This window comes from Kribbella sp. NBC_00482 (assembly GCF_036013725.1).
Lineage (GTDB): Bacteria > Actinomycetota > Actinomycetes > Propionibacteriales > Kribbellaceae > Kribbella.
Genome location: NZ_CP107881.1, coordinates 7496251 through 7513338, shown reverse-complemented (window position 1 = coordinate 7513338; position 17088 = coordinate 7496251). Strand labels below are relative to the sequence as shown.

The 17088-nt window shown below is 68.2% G+C and carries 18 protein-coding genes; 12 read left to right on the top strand and 6 right to left on the bottom strand.

Going from position 1 to position 17088, the window contains the following annotated elements:
* Positions 1-19 precede the first annotated feature (19 nt).
* The 10 genes from OHB24_RS36420 (at position 20) to OHB24_RS36375 (ending at position 10055) form a co-directional block, all read left to right on the top strand.
* Positions 20-1120 (top strand): CaiB/BaiF CoA transferase family protein, encoded by a 1101-nt coding sequence (locus tag OHB24_RS36420; RefSeq protein ID WP_327635462.1) that lies wholly within the window; start codon positions 20-22, stop codon positions 1118-1120.
* A 10-nt stretch (positions 1121-1130) separates the two neighbouring features.
* The gene (locus tag OHB24_RS36415; RefSeq protein WP_327635461.1) at positions 1131-2141 is read left to right on the top strand and encodes a LacI family DNA-binding transcriptional regulator; all 1011 of its coding nucleotides are present in this window, start codon (positions 1131-1133) and stop codon (positions 2139-2141) included.
* Between the two features lie 118 nt (positions 2142-2259).
* Positions 2260-3588 (top strand): ABC transporter substrate-binding protein, encoded by a 1329-nt coding sequence (locus OHB24_RS36410; RefSeq protein WP_327635460.1) that lies wholly within the window; start codon positions 2260-2262, stop codon positions 3586-3588.
* Complete coding sequence (locus OHB24_RS36405) at positions 3585-4478, top strand: carbohydrate ABC transporter permease (RefSeq protein WP_327635459.1); 894 nt, start codon at positions 3585-3587, stop codon at positions 4476-4478. The genes OHB24_RS36410 and OHB24_RS36405 overlap by 4 nt, the downstream gene beginning before the upstream one ends.
* Positions 4479-5384 (top strand): carbohydrate ABC transporter permease, encoded by a 906-nt coding sequence (locus OHB24_RS36400; protein WP_327635458.1) that lies wholly within the window; start codon positions 4479-4481, stop codon positions 5382-5384. It begins immediately after the preceding gene.
* On the top strand, positions 5384-6475 hold the full coding sequence (locus tag OHB24_RS36395) for a Gfo/Idh/MocA family protein (RefSeq protein ID WP_327635457.1): 1092 nt from the start codon (positions 5384-5386) through the stop codon (positions 6473-6475). Before OHB24_RS36400 ends, OHB24_RS36395 begins: the two co-directional genes overlap by 1 nt.
* 34 nt (positions 6476-6509) lie before the next feature.
* Positions 6510-7649 (top strand): CaiB/BaiF CoA transferase family protein, encoded by a 1140-nt coding sequence (locus tag OHB24_RS36390; protein WP_327635455.1) that lies wholly within the window; start codon positions 6510-6512, stop codon positions 7647-7649.
* A complete protein-coding gene (locus OHB24_RS36385; RefSeq protein ID WP_327635454.1) occupies positions 7646-8773 on the top strand; it encodes an extracellular solute-binding protein in 1128 nt (375 codons plus the stop codon). The genes OHB24_RS36390 and OHB24_RS36385 overlap by 4 nt, the downstream gene beginning before the upstream one ends.
* Positions 8770-9225: a MaoC family dehydratase gene (locus tag OHB24_RS36380; protein WP_327635453.1), complete on the top strand. Its 456-nt coding sequence runs from the start codon at positions 8770-8772 to the stop codon at positions 9223-9225. Before OHB24_RS36385 ends, OHB24_RS36380 begins: the two co-directional genes overlap by 4 nt.
* Complete coding sequence (locus OHB24_RS36375; protein WP_327635452.1) at positions 9222-10055, top strand: amidohydrolase family protein; 834 nt, start codon at positions 9222-9224, stop codon at positions 10053-10055. The genes OHB24_RS36380 and OHB24_RS36375 overlap by 4 nt, the downstream gene beginning before the upstream one ends.
* Here OHB24_RS36375 and OHB24_RS36370 read toward each other — a convergent pair.
* Positions 10039-10518 (bottom strand): DUF6328 family protein, encoded by a 480-nt coding sequence (locus OHB24_RS36370; RefSeq protein ID WP_327635451.1) that lies wholly within the window; start codon positions 10516-10518, stop codon positions 10039-10041. The genes OHB24_RS36375 and OHB24_RS36370 overlap by 17 nt on opposite strands.
* 110 nt (positions 10519-10628) lie before the next feature.
* Here OHB24_RS36370 and OHB24_RS36365 point away from each other — a divergent pair, with 110 nt between their 5' ends.
* On the top strand, positions 10629-11804 hold the full coding sequence (locus OHB24_RS36365) for an MFS transporter (protein ID WP_327635450.1): 1176 nt from the start codon (positions 10629-10631) through the stop codon (positions 11802-11804).
* On the opposite strand, the gene OHB24_RS36360 is transcribed toward OHB24_RS36365, so the two are convergent.
* From OHB24_RS36360 to OHB24_RS36340, 5 genes are read right to left on the bottom strand one after another with little or no spacing between them, the layout of a single operon-like run.
* Positions 11714-12556 carry an AraC family transcriptional regulator gene (locus tag OHB24_RS36360; RefSeq protein ID WP_327635449.1) on the bottom strand — a complete coding sequence of 281 codons (843 nt, stop codon included), beginning with the start codon at positions 12554-12556 and terminating at the stop codon, positions 11714-11716. The two genes, OHB24_RS36365 and OHB24_RS36360, sit on opposite strands and share 91 nt — an antisense overlap.
* 59 nt (positions 12557-12615) lie before the next feature.
* Positions 12616-13422, bottom strand: coding sequence for a heme ABC transporter ATP-binding protein (locus OHB24_RS36355; RefSeq protein ID WP_327635448.1), 807 nt, complete (start codon positions 13420-13422; stop codon positions 12616-12618).
* On the bottom strand, positions 13419-14453 hold the full coding sequence (locus OHB24_RS36350; protein WP_327635447.1) for a FecCD family ABC transporter permease: 1035 nt from the start codon (positions 14451-14453) through the stop codon (positions 13419-13421). The genes OHB24_RS36355 and OHB24_RS36350 overlap by 4 nt, the downstream gene beginning before the upstream one ends.
* On the bottom strand, positions 14450-15592 hold the full coding sequence (locus OHB24_RS36345; protein WP_327635446.1) for a heme/hemin ABC transporter substrate-binding protein: 1143 nt from the start codon (positions 15590-15592) through the stop codon (positions 14450-14452). Before OHB24_RS36345 ends, OHB24_RS36350 begins: the two co-directional genes overlap by 4 nt.
* Positions 15589-16266 (bottom strand): biliverdin-producing heme oxygenase, encoded by a 678-nt coding sequence (locus OHB24_RS36340; RefSeq protein ID WP_327635445.1) that lies wholly within the window; start codon positions 16264-16266, stop codon positions 15589-15591. Before OHB24_RS36340 ends, OHB24_RS36345 begins: the two co-directional genes overlap by 4 nt.
* 45 nt (positions 16267-16311) lie before the next feature.
* Between OHB24_RS36340 and OHB24_RS36335 the strand changes: the two genes are divergently transcribed.
* Positions 16312-17064: a hypothetical protein gene (locus OHB24_RS36335; protein ID WP_327635444.1), complete on the top strand. Its 753-nt coding sequence runs from the start codon at positions 16312-16314 to the stop codon at positions 17062-17064.
* The last annotated feature ends 24 nt before the right edge of the window (positions 17065-17088 follow it).

Here is a 17088-nt window from a genome sequence, read left to right as displayed (position 1 = left end):
CGGGCGAGTGGGGGCGGGGATGCAGGCGGCGGAGCTTCCGTTGGCGGGAGTGGTGGTGCTGGACTTCAGCCAGTTCCTGGCGGGTCCGGTGGCGGCGCTGCGGCTCGCGGATCTCGGTGCGCGCGTGATCAAGATCGAGCGGCCGGTGACCGGCGAGATCGGCCGCACGCTCGCGTTCGCGGGTCGGTGGGCCGACGAGGACACCGTCTCGTTCCACGCCATGAACCGGAACAAGGAGGCGGTCGTTGCCGACCTCAAGGATTCCGGTGAACTCGAGCAGGTCAAGAGCCTCGTCGCACGCGCCGACGTACTGATCCACAACTTCCGGCCGGGCGTGATGGAGCGGATCGGACTCGACTACGAGTCGGTGCGGGCGCTGAACCCAGGGCTTGTGTACGCGGCCGCATCCGGGTACGGCGCCGACGGACCGTGGGCAGGCCGCCCGGGTCAGGACCTGCTCGCGCAGTCCGTCTCGGGTCTGACCTGGGTGAACGGCGGCGATCGTCCGGTCACGGTTGGACTGTCGCTCGCCGACCACCTACTGAGCTGTCACCTCGCCGAGGGCGTCACGGCGTTGCTGGTCCGAAAACTACGCACCGGTCGCGGCGGCCTGATCGAGACGAGCCTCCTCGAAGGCATGCTCGACCTGCAGTCCACGCTCCTGACCAACCACCTCAACAACCCACCCACCACCGTCCCCACGCCACCCGCCCTCTACCCAACAGCCGACGGTCACCTCGCCATCGCTCCAACGCCCCTCAATGACCTGATCCAAGCCCTGACACCCGTGCCGGATGGGCATGCAGGAGGCGAGAGTTGGGTTGCGGAACGGCTCTTGGCACGTGGTACGGCGTACTGGGTGGAGGTTCTCGGTGGGGCCGGGATCGACTGTGCGCCGCTGCGGACGCTCGACGAGGTGATTGCTTCACCGGAGTTCGCGGCGATCGACATGACCCAGACCGTGGAGCGGCCGCCGGCTGAACCGGGTGGTGAGTCGCTTCGGTTGACGACGACGCGCAGTCCGATCCGTATCGACGGCGAGGTGCTTCGCAATCACCGGGCCGCACCACGCCTGGGGGCTCAAGGCCGCCTACGTGACGGCGGGTGGGGGTCTCAGTAGGGTGGGCGGCATGGCCACCCTGGGAGACGTCGCCGCCCGTGCCGGCGTCTCGATCTCTGCCGTGTCCCGGGTGCTCAGCGATGCGCCGGACTCGCGGGTGAGTGCGGCAACCCGGCAGCGGATCGTCGACGCGGCGCGCGAGCTGAGCTACCGCCCGAACTTCGCGGGCCGGGCGCTCAAGTCCGCGCGTACGCAGGTGGTCGGCCTGGTCGTCCCGGACATCACCAACGCGCTGTTCACCGAGCTCATGCACGGCGCCGAGGACGAGGCCACCGAGCGCGGGTACACCGTCCTGCTCGGCCGCTCGGACGACGTACGCCCCGGCGGCGAGGTGATCGCGCGCCTGATCGGCGAAGGCCGGGTCGACGGTATGGCGCTGCAGGTCGGCGACGCGGTGCAACCCGCGGGACTGCGCGACCTGCTGACGACGCAGGCGCCGATCGTGCTCGTGAACTCCTCCACCCCGGGTCATGTCGGCTCGGTCACCCTCGACGACCATCGCGGCGCGCTGATCGCGACGCAGCATCTGCTCGAGCTCGGGCACGAGCGGATCGCGTTCGCCAACGGGCTTCCGCGGTCGTTCACCGCGAAACGGCGACGGACCGGGTACAAGCTGGCGCTCGCCTCGGCCCGCGTACGGGTGCCGAAGGAGTACGAGACCAGGTTCGGCTACACCGTGGACAACGGCCGTACGGCGCTGCAGCGGTTGATGGCGCTCGACCCGAGACCGACAGGCATCGTGGTGGCGAACGTGAACGCGGCCGTCGGTCTGCTGGGGGAGGCGCGCAAGGCGGGGATCCGCGTCCCGGACGATCTCTCCGTCGTCACCGTCCACGACTCATGGACCGCCGAGAACACTTGGCCGCCGCTCACCGCGGTGAAGATGCAGTTCTACACTGTCGGTCGCACCGCTGTGCGCAGCGTGATCCGCCGCATCGAAACCGGCGAAACCTCCGACGAGGTCGTGACCGACCCGCCGCCGGAACTCGTGATCCGCGAGTCCACCGCACCACCCAGCTAGGACCTTCGAGACCTGCCGCATGGGGTGTGCAAAAGTCCGTGCGCAAACGATTGACCAATCTGGGGTCTGCGGTCTAGCGTCTTGCTCTAACGTTTGAGCAGATGTTGGGAGTTCGTTCATGAAGTCAGCCGGAGTACGTCCCGGGATCGTGCGTGCCGTGGTGATCGTGTGTGCGGCGGGTTTGCTGGCTGCGTGCGGTTCCTCGGGGGGTGGGGCCGGTGCGGACGTCAAGCAGACCGACTCCGGCGGGGCGATCACCGTCTGGGTCGATCCGCCGCGGGTGCCTGCCGCCAAGGCGTTCCAGAAGGCGCATCCTGAGATCAAGGTGACGCTGAACCAGATCGACGGGACCGTCGGCGGCAAGTCGCTGCAGCAGCAGTTCGCGCAGTTCAACCAGGCCGGCAAGGGCTGGCCGGACGCGATCTTCTTCCCGTCGAACGACGACATCGCGTGGGCGTCGGGTGCGCAGGTCAACTTCACCGCCGACCTGACCGAGCTGGTGCCCGACGTGATCAAGGGGTACGAGGACGCCGTGATCGCGCCGTGCAAGATCGACGGCAAGATCCGCTGCCTGCGCAACGACGCCGCGCCCGACATCTTCTGGTACAACAAGGCGTTCTTCACCCAGAACGGCTACCAGGTCCCCAAGACCTGGGAGGAGTACGGCGATCTCGCGGTGCGCATCGCGAAGGAGCACCCGGGCAAGCTCAGCGGCTTCACCGGCGACGCCTACGCGCCCGACCGGTATCTGTGGGCGTCCGGCTGCCCGACGAACGCCCGCAAGTCCGAGACCGAGGTCCACCTCGACCTGACCGACCAGAAGTGCGTGCGAGCCAAGGAGTTGCTCGCGAAACTCGTACAGGCGAAGGCGGCTTCGACCGTCGGGATCTTCGACGCGGATGCCGCAAAGGTCGGCAAGGACCTTGTCATGAGTCCTGGCGCCGCCTGGTGGGGTGACTACCTGTTCCGTCAGTCCTGGAAGATCCCCGCCGGTCAGATGACGGGCGTCGCGCCGTTGGCCTGGCAGGGCGAGGACAAGCCGGCCACCGGCAACGAGGGCGGCGGCCTGTGGGGCTTCTCGCGGCACATCACCGGTAAGCAGCTCGAGAACACGCTCACCTTCGCGAAGTTCGTTGCCACCGACCCCAAGTGGCAGGTCGAGCTGTCGACCGGTCTTCCGGCGTACGGGCCGGTCCAGGATGCGTGGATCGCGAAGCAGGCCAAGGGGCGGTACTTCGCCGACAACGCGGGGACTTTCGCCGCGATGAAGGGCGCCAACGCGTACGTCCAGCCGGATCACTCGTACCTGCTCTACAACACAGGCAGCGTGTGGACCGAGACGATGGCTGCAGGCCTGGCGTCGGGCAAGACCGTCGACCAGGCGTGGGCCGGGTTCAGCGACGAACTCCTCAAGCAGGCCAAGGCCATGGGCTACACCGTCAAGTGAACCGGTCGAGTGAGGCGCGCGGCGCGTGGATCCTGTTGTCGCCGTACGTCGTCCTGCTGCTCATCGGCGGCATCGTGCCGGTGGGCTACGCGATCAAGACCGCGCTGGAGAAGCCGCCGACTCCGCTGGACCCGAGCACCGGGTTCGGCGGCGTCGCGAGCTTCAGGACGGTGTTCACCGACTACCGGTTCGTCGAGACGTTCCAGAACGTGCTCGCGACGCTGGTGATCTGGCTGCCGATCATGATGGTCGGCATCGTCGGCCTCGCCCTGCTGATCCACGCGAGCCCCGGGCGGTTCGGTTCGGCGATGCGGTTCGTCTACTACATCCCCGGCGCCTTGGCCGGCATCGCGAACTTCGTCCTGTGGGTGTACCTGCTCAACCCCGGGCAGTCGCCGATCGAAGGGTTCTGGCACGCGATCGGCGTCGACACGATCAAACAAGCGGTCGCCGCGCCGGGGCAGCTGCCGTTCATCCTCACCGCGATGATGTTCTTCCAGGGCGTCGGCTCCTGGATCGTCGTCGTCAACGGCGGGCTGAACGGCATCTCCGAGGACGTCCTCGAGGCGGCCGCCCTGGACGGCGCGAACGCGTGGCAGCTCGCCTGGCACGTCAAACTCCCGATCATCCGGCCGTGGATCGGGTACGCCGCGTTGATGAATCTCGCGTACGGGTTCCAGCTGTTCCTCGAGCCGCAGCTCCTCGACCAGGTGGCGAGCAACGCGCTGCCCGACCAGTGGACGCCGACGCAACTCGGGTACGCGTTTGCCTTCAGCAACTACAACTTCCCGGCCGCGGCGGCGATGTCGCTGATCCTGCTCGTGATCACACTCGGCATCGGACTGCTGATCGTGTTCCGCAGCGGGCTGTTCGGCAAGGAGGACGACTGAATGACACGTATTGAGAGCTGGAGTCCCGGCAGGCTGGCCAGGGTCGTGTCGATGCTGTTCGTCGCCGCGATCTTCCTGGTGCCGATCGCCGGTTTCGTCGCGATGGCGTTCCGCTCCAACGACGGCGTGGAGAACGGCAGCGGCGGGTTCCTCGGCCTCGGAGACATTGCCTGGAGCAACGTCCGGTACAGCTGGTCGCAGGTCAACGGGTTCGGCCCGGAGGGCGGCCTGTTCACGCGCTGGCTGACGAACTCGCTCGTCGTGGCGGCCGGGGGAGCGGTCCTCGCCGTCGTCGCGGCGCTGCCCGCCGGCTACGCGATGGCACGGCTGCGGTTCCGTGCCCGCAGGGCGGTGCTCCTGATCACCCTGGTCACGATGGTGATGCCGAACACCGTGCTGGTGATCCCGCTGTTCCTCGAGGTGAACGCGGTCGGTGCGGTCGGCCAGCTGTGGCCGGTCGCGCTGATCATGGGGTTCTTCCCGTTCGGCGTGTACCTGTCCTACATCCACTACCTCACCACGATGCCGAAGGAACTCGTCGAGGCGGCCCGCCTGGACGGGCTCGGGGAGGTGTCGGTGTTCTGGTGGATCGGGCTGCGCATCTCCAAGCAGGTCGTCGTACTCGTCGCGTTCTTCGCCTTCGTCGCGAACTGGACGAACTTCTTCCTGCCGCTGGCGTTGCTGTCGTCGAACCAGAAGAACCAGACCGTGTCGATAGGCCTGCAGCAGCTGATCGGTGCGAGCCCGCTGTTCAACCCGACCGTTGCGGCCGGCCTGGACGTGAAGCTCTACATGCCGCAGCTGGCGCTGGCGACGTTCATCTCGATGCTGCCGCTGCTGGCGGTCTTCCTCGGCGCCCAGCGGTTCCTCATCCGCGGCGAGACGGTCGGGGCGGTGAAGGGCTGATGAGCCTTCCGGAGTTCGCACCGCACCCCGGCTACACCCTCGCCCTGCCGGCCGACCCGCGCCCGATCGTGATCGTCGGCGCCGGCGGCATCGTCCGCGACGCCCACCTGCCCGCGTACAGCAAGGCCGGTTTCCCCGTCGCGAGCATCACCGACCTCCAACTCGACCGGGCACAGGCCCTCCAAAGCAAGTACGGCATACCGAACGCGTACGACGATGTCGCTGCCGCCGTCGCAGCCGCACCGCCCAACGCGGTGTACGACATTGCCCTCCCGCCCGAGGCCCACGTCGACGTCCTCGAACAGCTGCCCGACGGATCCGCGGTACTGCTCCAGAAACCCTTGGGCAACCATCTCGCCGACGGCATCCGCACCCGCGAGGTCTGCCGCCGCAAGGGCCTCGTCGCCGCCGTCAACACCCAACTGCGGTTCGCGCCGTACGTCGCCGTCGCGCGCAAGCTGATTGCCGACGGCATCATTGGCGAGCTTTACGACTTCGAGATCCGGGTCTCGGCCCGTACGCCGTGGGAGATGTTCCCGTACGTTCTCGAGCTCGACCGGCTCGAGATCAACATGCACAGCGTGCACTACCTGGACCTGGTCCGTTCGTTCCTGGGCGATCCGACGGGCGTGTCCGCGGTCACTGTGCGGCACCCGGAGAAGACCCACGCGAACAGCCGCTCCGACATCGCCCTGACGTACGGCGACCGGCCGGTGCGGGTCGTGGTGTCGACGAATCACGACCACCGCTTCGGTGAACGGTACGAGGAGAGCTACATCAAGTGGGAGGGCACGAAGGGCGCCGTACGCGTGCAGCTCGGGCTGTTGCTCGACTACCCGCGCGGTGGTGAGGACCGGCTCGAGCTGGTCACCGACGACCGGCCGGCGGAGGGCTGGCGGCCGGTGCCGTTCGAGGGCTCGTGGTTCCCCGACGCGTTCATCGGCTCGATGGGAGTGGTCCAGCGCTACCTGGAGGGCTCGATCCCTTCGCTGCCGACGTCGGTGGAGGACGTCTTCCGCACGATGGCGGTGGTCGAGGCGGCGTACACCTCCGCCGCGCGTGGTGGCGAGCCGCCTGAGTACGAAGCATGAAGGATCTGAGAGGAACAACGATGGGAACCGAGTGGTGACGGAACTTCCCCTGTCCGGGGTCACCGTCCTCGACTTCAGCCAGTTCCTGGCCGGGCCGGTGGCGGCGCTGCGGCTGGCCGATCTGGGCGCGCGGGTGATCAAGATCGAGCGCCCGGGCAGCGGCGACGCCGGCCGGCAACTCGCCTTCGCCGGCCGGATGATCGAGGGCGACAGCATGTCGTTCCACGCGATGAACCGGAACAAGGAGAGCATCGTCGCCGACCTGAAGGACCCGGCCGACCTGAGCAAGGTGCGGGCGCTGGTCGCGGCGGCCGATGTGGTGGTCTCGAACTTCCGTCCCGGCGTGATGGAACGGCTCGGCCTCGACTACGAGACGGTACGCCGGATCAACCCCGGCATCATCTACGGCAGTGTCAGCGGGTACGGCGACACGGGTCCGTTCAAGGACCGGCCGGGGCAGGATCTGCTCGCCCAGTCTATCGCCGGCCTGCCCTGGCTGAACGGTTCCCGCGACGATCCGCCGGTGCCGGTCGGGCTGGCCGTCGCCGACCATCTCGCCAGCTGCCATCTCGCCCAGGGCATCACGGCGCTGCTGGTACGACGGTTCCGCACCGGTCGAGGCGGTCAGGCGCAGACCAGTCTGCTGGAAGCGCTGCTCGATCTCGAGTTCGAGCTGCTGACGACGCGGTTGAACGACCCGTCGATCGCCGTACGGCGGAAGGGTAACCGCTCGGCGCACGCGTTCCTGCCGGCGCCGTACGGCATCTATCCGACCAGCGACGGGTACCTCGCGATCGCCATGAACCCGGTCCCGACGATCGGCCGGTTGCTCGAGTTGCCCGAGGTCGAGGCGATGACCGATCCGCAGTCGTGGTGGGATCGGCAGGAGGAGATCGAGGAGCTGCTGTCGGAACGGCTCAGCACCCGGACGCGCGAGGAATGGCTGGCCGTTCTCGACGCCGAGGACGTGTGGTGCGCGCCCGTTCTCACCTTGGATGAGCTGGTCGCGCACGACGGCTTCCGGGCGATCGCGATGACGCAGGAGCTTCACCGTGACGGTCTCGAGCTGACCACGACGCGGAGCCCGATCCGGATCGACGGCGAGCGGCTGACCAACTCGCGGCCGGCGCCCCGGCTCGGCGAACACGATCCCGTCGAACAGGAGATCGCATGACGACGTTGCGTGGCATGACCTGGGAGCATCCGCGTGGGTACGACTGCCAGGTCGCGGCCGCGAAGGAGTACGCCCGTCGTACCGGTGTCGACGTGCAGTGGGAGTACCGCTCGCTCCAGGCCTTCGCCGACGAGCCGATCGAGGGGCTTGCGTCCCGCTACGACCTGCTCGTCATCGACCATCCACACGTACCGCTGGCGGCGTCCGAGGGACTGCTAGCACCGCTAGATGGAGCCGGTCACGACGAAGAGCTAGCAGCGCTAGCAAACGATGCCGTGGGCGACAGCCACGCGTCGTACACCCACGACGGTCACCAATACGGACTCGCCACCGACTCCGCCGCGCAGGTCGCCGTACATCGCCCTGACCTGCTGCCCACGCCACCGACGGACTGGGACGGTGTACTCGAGCTGGCGCGCGATGGCAGGGTGCTCTGGCCCGCGAAGCCGATCGACTCGTACTCGACCCTGTGCACTCTCGCCGCCAACCGCGGTACGCCGGTCGCGGCCGAGCCGGGCCGCTTCCTCGCCGACGCGGACGCGGGCGCCGTACTCGACCTGATGCACCAACTCGCGGAACGGGTCCCCGAGTGGTGCCTCGCGGCCAACCCGATCGAGGTCGCCGAAGCACTGTCGGGGGACGGGCAATGGGCCTACGCCCCACTGGCCTACGGGTACACGAACTACTCGCGGAGCGCGTTCCGTCCTCATCGACTCAAGTACGTCGACATTCCGGCCGGACCGCGTGGCGTCGCGGGGTCGCAGCTCGGGGGAGCCGGCATCGCGGTCTCGGCGTACACGCAGGAACTCGACCCGGCCCGGGCGTACGCCGTCTGGCTGGCATCGCCGGAGGTCCAAGCGGGGGTGTACTACGACGCGGGCGGCCAGCCCGGGTACGCGTCGTCGTGGGACGACGACCGTCTGAACGAGGACTCGTGGGACTTCTTCCGCGGGACCCGGCAGACGCTCGAAGGCGCGTGGGTGCGACCCCGGACGGCGGGCTACATGGAGTTCCAGGACGTCGTCTCGCCGTGGGTCACCTCGGCCCTCCGCGGTGAGCTGACCGATGCCGAGCTGGTACGGCGCGCCAACACGCTGGCCGAGCGACTGTTGGGACAGCGATGAAGATCGCGGAGCGGTGGTTCGAGGAGTACGAGGTCGGCGAGAGCCGCACGACCGTCGGGCGGACCATCACCGAGGCGGACATCGTGCTGCACGCCGGTCAGACCGGTGACTTCTTCCCGCATCACCTGGACGCCGAGTGGATGGCGACGCAGCCGGCCGGGCAGCGGATCGCGCACGGCACGCTGATCCTCTCGGTGGCCGTCGGGATGACGGCGGGCGACATCAATCCGCGGTCGATGTCGTACGGCTACGACAAGATCCGTTTCATCAAGCCGGTGTTCATCGGCGACACGATCACGGTCACCGCGGCCATCACCGAGAAGTCCGACCACAAGCGGACGCCGGAGACGCACGGCTATGTTCACGAGCTGGTCAGCGTGACGAACCAGCGCGCGGAGACCGTTCTCGTCCTCACCCATCTCTACTTGGTCGACAAGCGAGGTCCGGCATGATCATCGACGCGCACCAGCACGTGTGGGATCTGGACCGTTCGCCGTACCGGTGGCTCGGCCCGCACGTACCGCAGTGGAACCGCACCTTCACCTTCGAAGAGCTCAAGCCGCACCTGGTGCGCAACGGCGTCGATGCGACCATCCTGGTGCAGTCCGACGATCACGACGGCGACACGGATCTGATGCTCGAGGTCGCCGATCGGCACCCGGAAGTGGCGGCGATCGTGGCGTATGTGCCGCTCGACCGGCCCGGTGTTGCTGCGGAGCGCCTCGCGCAGTTGCGTAAGGATCCTCGCGTGGTCGGTATCCGCAACCTGATCCACGATCTCCCGGACCCGGACTGGATCCTGCGGCCCGACGTCGACGAGGGGCTCGGCGAACTCGAGCAGGCGGACGTCACGTTCGACTACGTCGCCGTACTGCCTCGGCATCTCGAGCACGTCCCGACCCTGTCGGAACGGCATCCCGAGCTGCGGATCGTCATCGACCACCTCGCCAAGCCGCCGATCGGCGAGGCCGAACGCGAGCCGTGGTGGAGCCTCATCGCGACCGCCGCCGAGAACCCGCGCGTGTACGCGAAGCTCTCCGGCCTCTACCCCGAAACCTGGACCCAGGACTCGCTGCAACCGTTCCTCGACCGCGCCTTGGAGGTCTTCGGCCCGGAACGACTCATGTACGGCGGCGACTGGCCGATCTCCACCGCAGCAGGCGGATACGACCGCGTCTTCACCGGCCTGTCCGAAGCCCTCTCCCACCTCTCGGACACCGACCGCGAACACATCTACTCAACCACCGCCTGCCGCTTCTACGGCATCAACGCTTGTGCCTGATGTACGCCGGGAGGGCGAGCCATAGCGTCACGAACCAGATCAGTACGCCGGCCACCGTTGCGATCGCGGCGGGGCGGGGGAGGACGACGTCGAGGGCGATCAGTACGCCGCCGCACATCGACACGATGAGCAGCGCCATACCGGCCTGCGCCAGGCGGTCCGTGATGGTGACCAGGCGGTCACGCAACTGGTGGCCGAACAGCACCCGGTGCAGTGCGACCGGTGCCAGGAACAGCCCGACCGCCAGCGCGGCCGCGATCAGCGTGCCGGCGTACACAGTGTGCGTGAATCCGTCCGCGGCGTGGAACTGGTTCTGGAACGCGATTCCGAGCAAGAAGGCGAACAGGATCTGCGTCCCGGTCTGCACGAGACGCAACTCTTGCAGCAGCTCGCTCCAGTGCCGGTCGAGGCGCTCGCCGGAGCTCTCGTCGTCGCGCTCGTACGCCTGCGGATCCGAGCTCATCAGCCAGCCTTCCGTCGTACGTCGTCGTCCGGGTACCCATCGGGTGTTCTGATCAAGCGTTCGCGACGGGTGATCAACCGCAGGGGAGCGGTCAGCGTGAGGCTAGGGACGTGACTTCTACGCGTGAATCGTCCGACACACGCCCTGCGCGGTCCAGGGCGCGGTCCGGGCTTGTTTCCTTGCTCGCTCTCGATCTGGGGATTTGCCTGCTGGTGGCGAGTGAGTTCCTGCCGGCCAGCGTGCTGCCGCGAATGGCCGCCGACCTGGGCGTCTCCGAAGGGACCGCTGGGTTGGCTGTTGCCGCCACTGCGATCGCCGGTGCCGTGACGGCGCCGTCGATCGCGATGGTGCTGCCGCGCGCGGATCGGCGGCTGGTCCTGATCGGGTTGCTCGCCGTGGCTGCAGTGTCCGACTTGGCAGTGGCGCTGGCGCCGAGTTTCGCGATTGTGCTGCTGAGTCGCCTGATTCTCGGCATCGCGATCGCGGGCTACTGGTCGTTCGCGTTCGGCGCTGGTGTCGAGGCCCTGCCGGGGCGGGAGCGGTTGGTGTCGACCAGTCTGTCGGTCGGAGTGAGCGTCGCGACGATCGTCGCCGTACCGCTGGCCTCCATCGGCGCGGACACCGCCGGGTGGCGCGTCGTCTTCGGGGCGGCGGCCGCTCTGACCGTGCTGAGCCTGCTGTTCCTCGTCGTGGTGTTCCCGGCGGTTCCGGCGCACCCGGCGGCCGGCCTTGCCATGATGCGGAGCGCGCTGCGCAACCCGCTGCTGATCGCGGGCCTGGTCATGATTGTGTTCGCCGCACTGGGGAACTTCGTCGCCTACCCGTACATCAGGCTGGCGATCATGCGCGTCGCACCGGATGGGTCCGCCTGGCTGCTCCTGGTCTGGGGCCTGGGCGGATTGGTGGGCAACGTCGCGGCCGGCGCCTTGTCATCAAGGTTGCGGATCGCCTCCGCCGCAGCGCCGCTGTTGCTGTCCGCAGGCCTTGCCGTCACCGGTTATGCCGTCGGCGTCCCGATGCTCGCTGCCGGCGTGATCGTCTGGGGGCTCGCGTTCAGCATGATGCCGGTCGTTACGCAGCTATGGGTCGCCGGTGCCGAACGCGAACACACCGAGTCAGCCATGGGTCTGCAGGTGACGGCCTTCCAAACGGCGATCACGATCGGATCAGCCGTCGGTGGCTTGTTCGTGGACGGTCACGGCGTCGCTGCGACGCTCGTGCTCGGTGCAGTGTGCGCAGTCGTCAGCGGGATCGGCTTCGCGGTGCTACGCAACCCCGGAGCCTGAAGGCTGCTGGCCCTCCACGACTGCGGTGACAGCCCGTGCTCGGCGGCGAACGCCCGGCTGAACGCCGCGATCGACCCGTAGCCGCAGCGGGACGCGACGGCCTCGACCGGGAGGCTCAGATCGGACAGCAGCTTCCGGGCCGCGCCCATGCGGACCTCCCGCAGCATCCGGACCGGGCTACGGCCAAGTGCCTTCTGAAACCGTGCGCTGAGCGCGGAGCGGGACAAGTGAACCAGCCCTGCGAGCGATTCGACGCTCCACTTGTTCGCCGGGTCCGCGATCACGGCTTCGAGCACGCGAGTCACCAGCGGATCGGCCGTCCGCGTGTCGGACCCCTGGTCCGCCAGCCAGGAATCCGTCATCGCAGCGCCGACGAGGTTGCCGTACCCGTCCGCGAACACCGAGGCACGGCAGGCACCGTCGAGCGGGCAGCCCCGGACCAGCTCGGCGACGCCCGCGTGCCGTGCCGAGAACCCGCGAATCACCATCGGACTCGGGAGCGGGTACGTCGCGACTGCCACCCGGAGGTCCGCGACCGCCAGGTGGGCGCGATCATCTGTGGTCACCACGAAGCCGGTGCGTGAGTCGAGCCACGCCGCGTCGCCAGGCGCAAGCTGCGTGGTGCCGGCCGCTGTCCCGAGGTTCGCCGTACCGCTGAGCACCAGGAACCACAGCGGTCCCGGCGCGCTCAGCGACGCCGTACCCACCAGGAGGCGATGCGTCAGCTCGCTCAGGTCGAATCGGGCGGTCATGGAGTCAGATTGGGGCACAATCCCAAAACAGCTCGGGTCGCTCGGTGTATTCCCGGTCGTCAGGTTCGGGACGGAAGGATCACCGGCGTCGTGGTGTGGGGATGCGGCCAGACCTCGATCTGGTGGCGGTACACCTCGGTCAGGAGTTCGGCGGTCAGGGTCGGCTCCGGTGCGCCGTAGGCGGCGAGCGTTCCGCGGGACAGTACGGCGACCTGGTCGGCGTACCCGGCCGCCAGGTTGAGGTCGTGCAGCACGACGACCACCGCGTCACCGGCTGCGGCGCGGTCGCGGGCGAGTTGGAGGACCGTCTCCTGGTGGTGCAGGTCGAGAGCGGCGGTCGGCTCGTCGAGGAGAAGCAGCTGACACTGCTGGGCGAGCGCCCGCGCGAGCGACACCCGCGCCCGCTCACCACCGGACAAGGAGCTGAAGACACGGTCCGTGAACGCTCCGACGTCCGCGATGCCGACCGCCTCCCGGATCGCTTGCTCGTCGTCCGCCGCACGCTCGGTCCCGTACCAGGGGGAGCGGCCCATCGCCACGATCTGCCCGACCGTGAACGGGAACGAGATGGTTGCCTGCTGCAACATGACCGCACGGCGCATGGCCTGCTCGGCCGCCGACCAGTGCCGCAGCGCCTGCCCGTCCAGCAATGCTTCACCTTGGTCGGGCGTGTGGTCTCCGGTGAGTACGCCGAGCAGTGTGGACTTGCCTGCGCCGTTCGGTCCGACCAGTGCGAGTACTTCGCCGGTTCGAACCTGGAGCGTCACGTCAGCGAGAATCGGCGCGGCGCCGAAGCTCAGGTGGACGCCGCGCACCTCGGCGATCGTCGTACCGGCGTCTAGTCTGTGTGGTAGCCGGTGTCTCATGCCCAGCCTCCCTGGCGGTTGCGGGTGCGGCGGAGCAGCCAGAAGAAGAACGGTGCGCCGACCAGCGACGTGATCATGCCGATCGGCAGGTCGGCGTTCCGGATCAGCGTCCGCGCCAGCAGATCCGCGAGGATCACCAGCACGGCGCCGCCGAGGGCGCTCGCCGGGATCAGCAACCGATGCCCCGGCCCCGCGATCATCCGGATCAGGTGCGGTACGACGAGACCGACGAAACCGATGATCCCGGAGAACGCGACACTCGCGCCGACCAGCAGCGCGACGACCACGATCGCGACCAGCCGGAGCCGTTCGACGTCGACACCGAGATGCGCCGCCGACTGATCGCCGAGCGCGAGCAGGTCGAGCCGGCGCGCGAGCCCGAGCGCCGCGACCACACCGACGACGGTGAAGGGGGCGACCGCCGACACAGCCTGCCAGGTCGCGCCGTTGAGGCTGCCGAGCTGCCAGAACACGAGCTGTTCCCGCGCGCTCGTGTTCGCGATGAACGTCGCGAACGAGATGAGCGTGAAGGTCAGCGAGTTGACCGCGATCCCGGTCAGCACGAGCGTGACGACCTCGGTACGGCGACCCGCCCGGGAGAGCGAGTGGACGAGCAGCGTCGTCGCGAGACCGGTCACGAAGGCGGCGACCGCGGTCGTCCAGTTGCCGAGCAACGTCGTACCCGTGACGATAACCAGGCTCGCGCCGACCGCAGCGCCGGACGAGACCCCGACCACCGACGGCTCCGCCAGCGGATTGCCGAACACACCCTGCATAAGCGCGCCGGCGGTGGCGAGCGAGGCGCCGACCAGCACGGCCAGCGCGACCCGGGGGAACCTGACCTTCCACAGCGCGTTGTCGCCCTGCGGGTGCTTCGGCATCGGGAACAGGTCCAGGTGCACCCGATGCAGGAGCGAGCCGACGATCTCGGCGGGCGGGATGTGCAGTTGGCCGATGCCGGCAGCAACGATCCCCAGTACGACGAGGGCGACGGTCAGCGAACCGAGCAGGACCGTCTGCCGCGCTCTCAAGGCGTGTAGACGGCCTTGGCCAGCGCGGCGACCGTACGGCCGGTGCGCGGGCCGAAGCCGAGCAGTTCGGTGTCGTTCATGTCGATGATCCGGCGGTGCTGACCGGCCGGCGTCTGCGCGATGCCGGGCAGTTTCACCAGCCCGTCGACGCCCTGCACCGATTTCAGGCCCTCGGTCATCACGAGGATCACGTCGGGCTGGGACCGGATCAGCGCCTCACTGGTCAGCGGTACGAACGGTTTGTCCAGGCCGATGTCGGTGCCGGTGTCGACCCCGCCGATGGCCGCGATCATCGCGTCCGCGCCTGATCCCGGTCCGCTCATCAGGTACACGCCGGCCGTGCCGCGCACGTACAGGAACGTCATCCGCAACGGCTTCGCGTCGTGTGGCGCGAGCTCGAGCGACTTCACGATCTCGGCCTGGGTACGGTCGACGAGCTCCTCGCCGCGTTCCGGTACGCCGAGGGCGGCGGCGACCGCGCGGATCTGGCTCGGCATCCCGTCCATGGTCCGGGCGTCGTCGAAGAAGATCACCGGTACGCCGGACGATCGCAGCTGCTCGAGCACCTCGGGCGGGCCGATGCTCTTGTCGGTCAGCACCACGGTCGGGTCGAGGGCGAGGATCGCCTCGGCGTTGAGGTCGTGCGCGGTCGGCGTGACCTTGGGCAGCTTCATCGCCTCGGGGAATCCGGTCGACGTATCGCGGCCGACAACCTTGTCGCCGAGCCCGAGGCTGAACACGATCTCCGACAGCGTGCCGTACAGGTCGACCGGGATGATCCGGCTGACGTCCTTCACCTGGACCTGTTTGCCGTCGCAGGACTTCACGTCGACAGGGAGCTTCGGATCGCCATTCGCAGCGACCGCGTGGATCGAGTGGTCGGTCAGCTTCGCGGTCGCGGGTCCGGTGAAGGTGTGCGGGTCGCTGGGTCCAGTTGTCGTTGAGGTTGCCTTGGGCAAGGGGTTGCCGTCGGCGTCGGAGGTCACCGCGAAGCCTTTCACCGGCGGACGGCAGGCCTCGACGACTCCCGGGGCGCTCGCCTGGGACGTGGCCGGTCCCGCGCAGCCGACCGTGACGAGCAACAGGAGGACGAGGAGTACCGCCGTACGGGATGTGCGGGAGACGTCCGCGATGCTCATGACGCGACTCGGGGGTAGTTCTGGTCGGCGAGTGAGCTGAGGACCTCGACGTTGAAACGGTAGGCGACCAGTACCTCGTCCAGGATCCGCTCCTGCTCCTCCGGGCTGAACGGCGCTTGGTCGAGCAGGGCGCGGTACCGGTCCTTGAACGGCTTCGGTGAGACGCCGTCGAACACGTAGAAACGGACACCGTCGCCGCCGGGGGTCAGTCCGTACTCGGTGGCGATCAGCCGGCCGATCGCCTGGCCGCCGGACAGATCGCCGAGGTAGCGGACGTAGTGATGGGCGACGAATCCGCCCGGCCAGTCGGCGAGCTCTGCCAGGCGTTCGGCGTACCGGAGCGTGGCCTCGGTCGGCTCGCCGATCTGGATCCCGATCGAGCGCAGGTACGCGAGGTCCGAGCGGAGGGCGTCGTGGCGATCGAGCTCGGGAAGGACGAACGGGCCGGCGACCGGATCGCCGGCGAACCCGTGCGCGAGGCGCTCCAGGGACTCGTAGATCACCGCGTGCTGCGCGACCAGAACGGCGTACGCCGTGAGGTCGAGCCGACCTTTGGTGAGAGCGGCGAGGTAGGAACTGCCTTCTGCTTCCCCGTGCATTCGCAGGCTCCGTTCCCGGAGCAGTTGCGAGAACGGCGGCTGAGCGGTGGCCGACGGGCCCGATTGTGGCGTCACAGAACTTAGGTTAGCCTAACCAAACATGCAACGAGGAGGAGCAGGGTGAAGCGGCGCTCGATCGTCGGAACCGTCGGGGTGGTGGGGGCGCTGGTGCTGGCCGGATGGCCGCTCGCGGCCCAGGCGGCCACCGGACCGCAGGGGCAGGAGGTGACCGCCTCCCAGAGCACCGGACTGAACCCGGCCGGTACGGCGGTGACTGTGCGCGGCAGTGGATTCGACCTGAACAAGGGGATCTATGTCGTGTTCTGCGTGAACAAGGGCGCGGGGCAGATGCCGACGCCGTGCCTCGGCGGCGTGGACATGAAGGGCGACTCCGGCTCGTCGGCGTGGATCTCGTCGAACCCGCCGTCGTACGGCGAAGGGCTCGCGAAGCCGTTCACGGAGGTGAACGGGAAGGGGTCCTTCGAGGTGCAGTTGGAGGTCAAGTCGAAGGACGCGTTCACGAACTGCTTGGACAAGAAGGTTGCGCCGCTGGGGTGCGTGATCGGTACGCGCGCCGATCACACGCGAACGGCGGATCGTAGTGCGGATGTGCTGATTCCGGTGACGTTCACGGGGAGCAGTACGCCGTCGGCGACGCCGAGTAGCACTGCGCCGACGAGTTCTGCGCCTAGCAGCACTGCGTCGAAGCCGTCGGCTGAGAGCGGTCCGGAGAAGAAGTCGGGGAGCCTCGCGAGTACGGGCGGGGTCGCGTTCGGGATCTTGGGTGCGGCTGTTGTTCTGCTGGGTGGAGGTGCTGCGCTGGTGATTATGAGCCGGCGTCGGCAAGCGATCAAGAAGGAGACGCACGTATGATCCGCCGCCTCGGGATTCTGATCG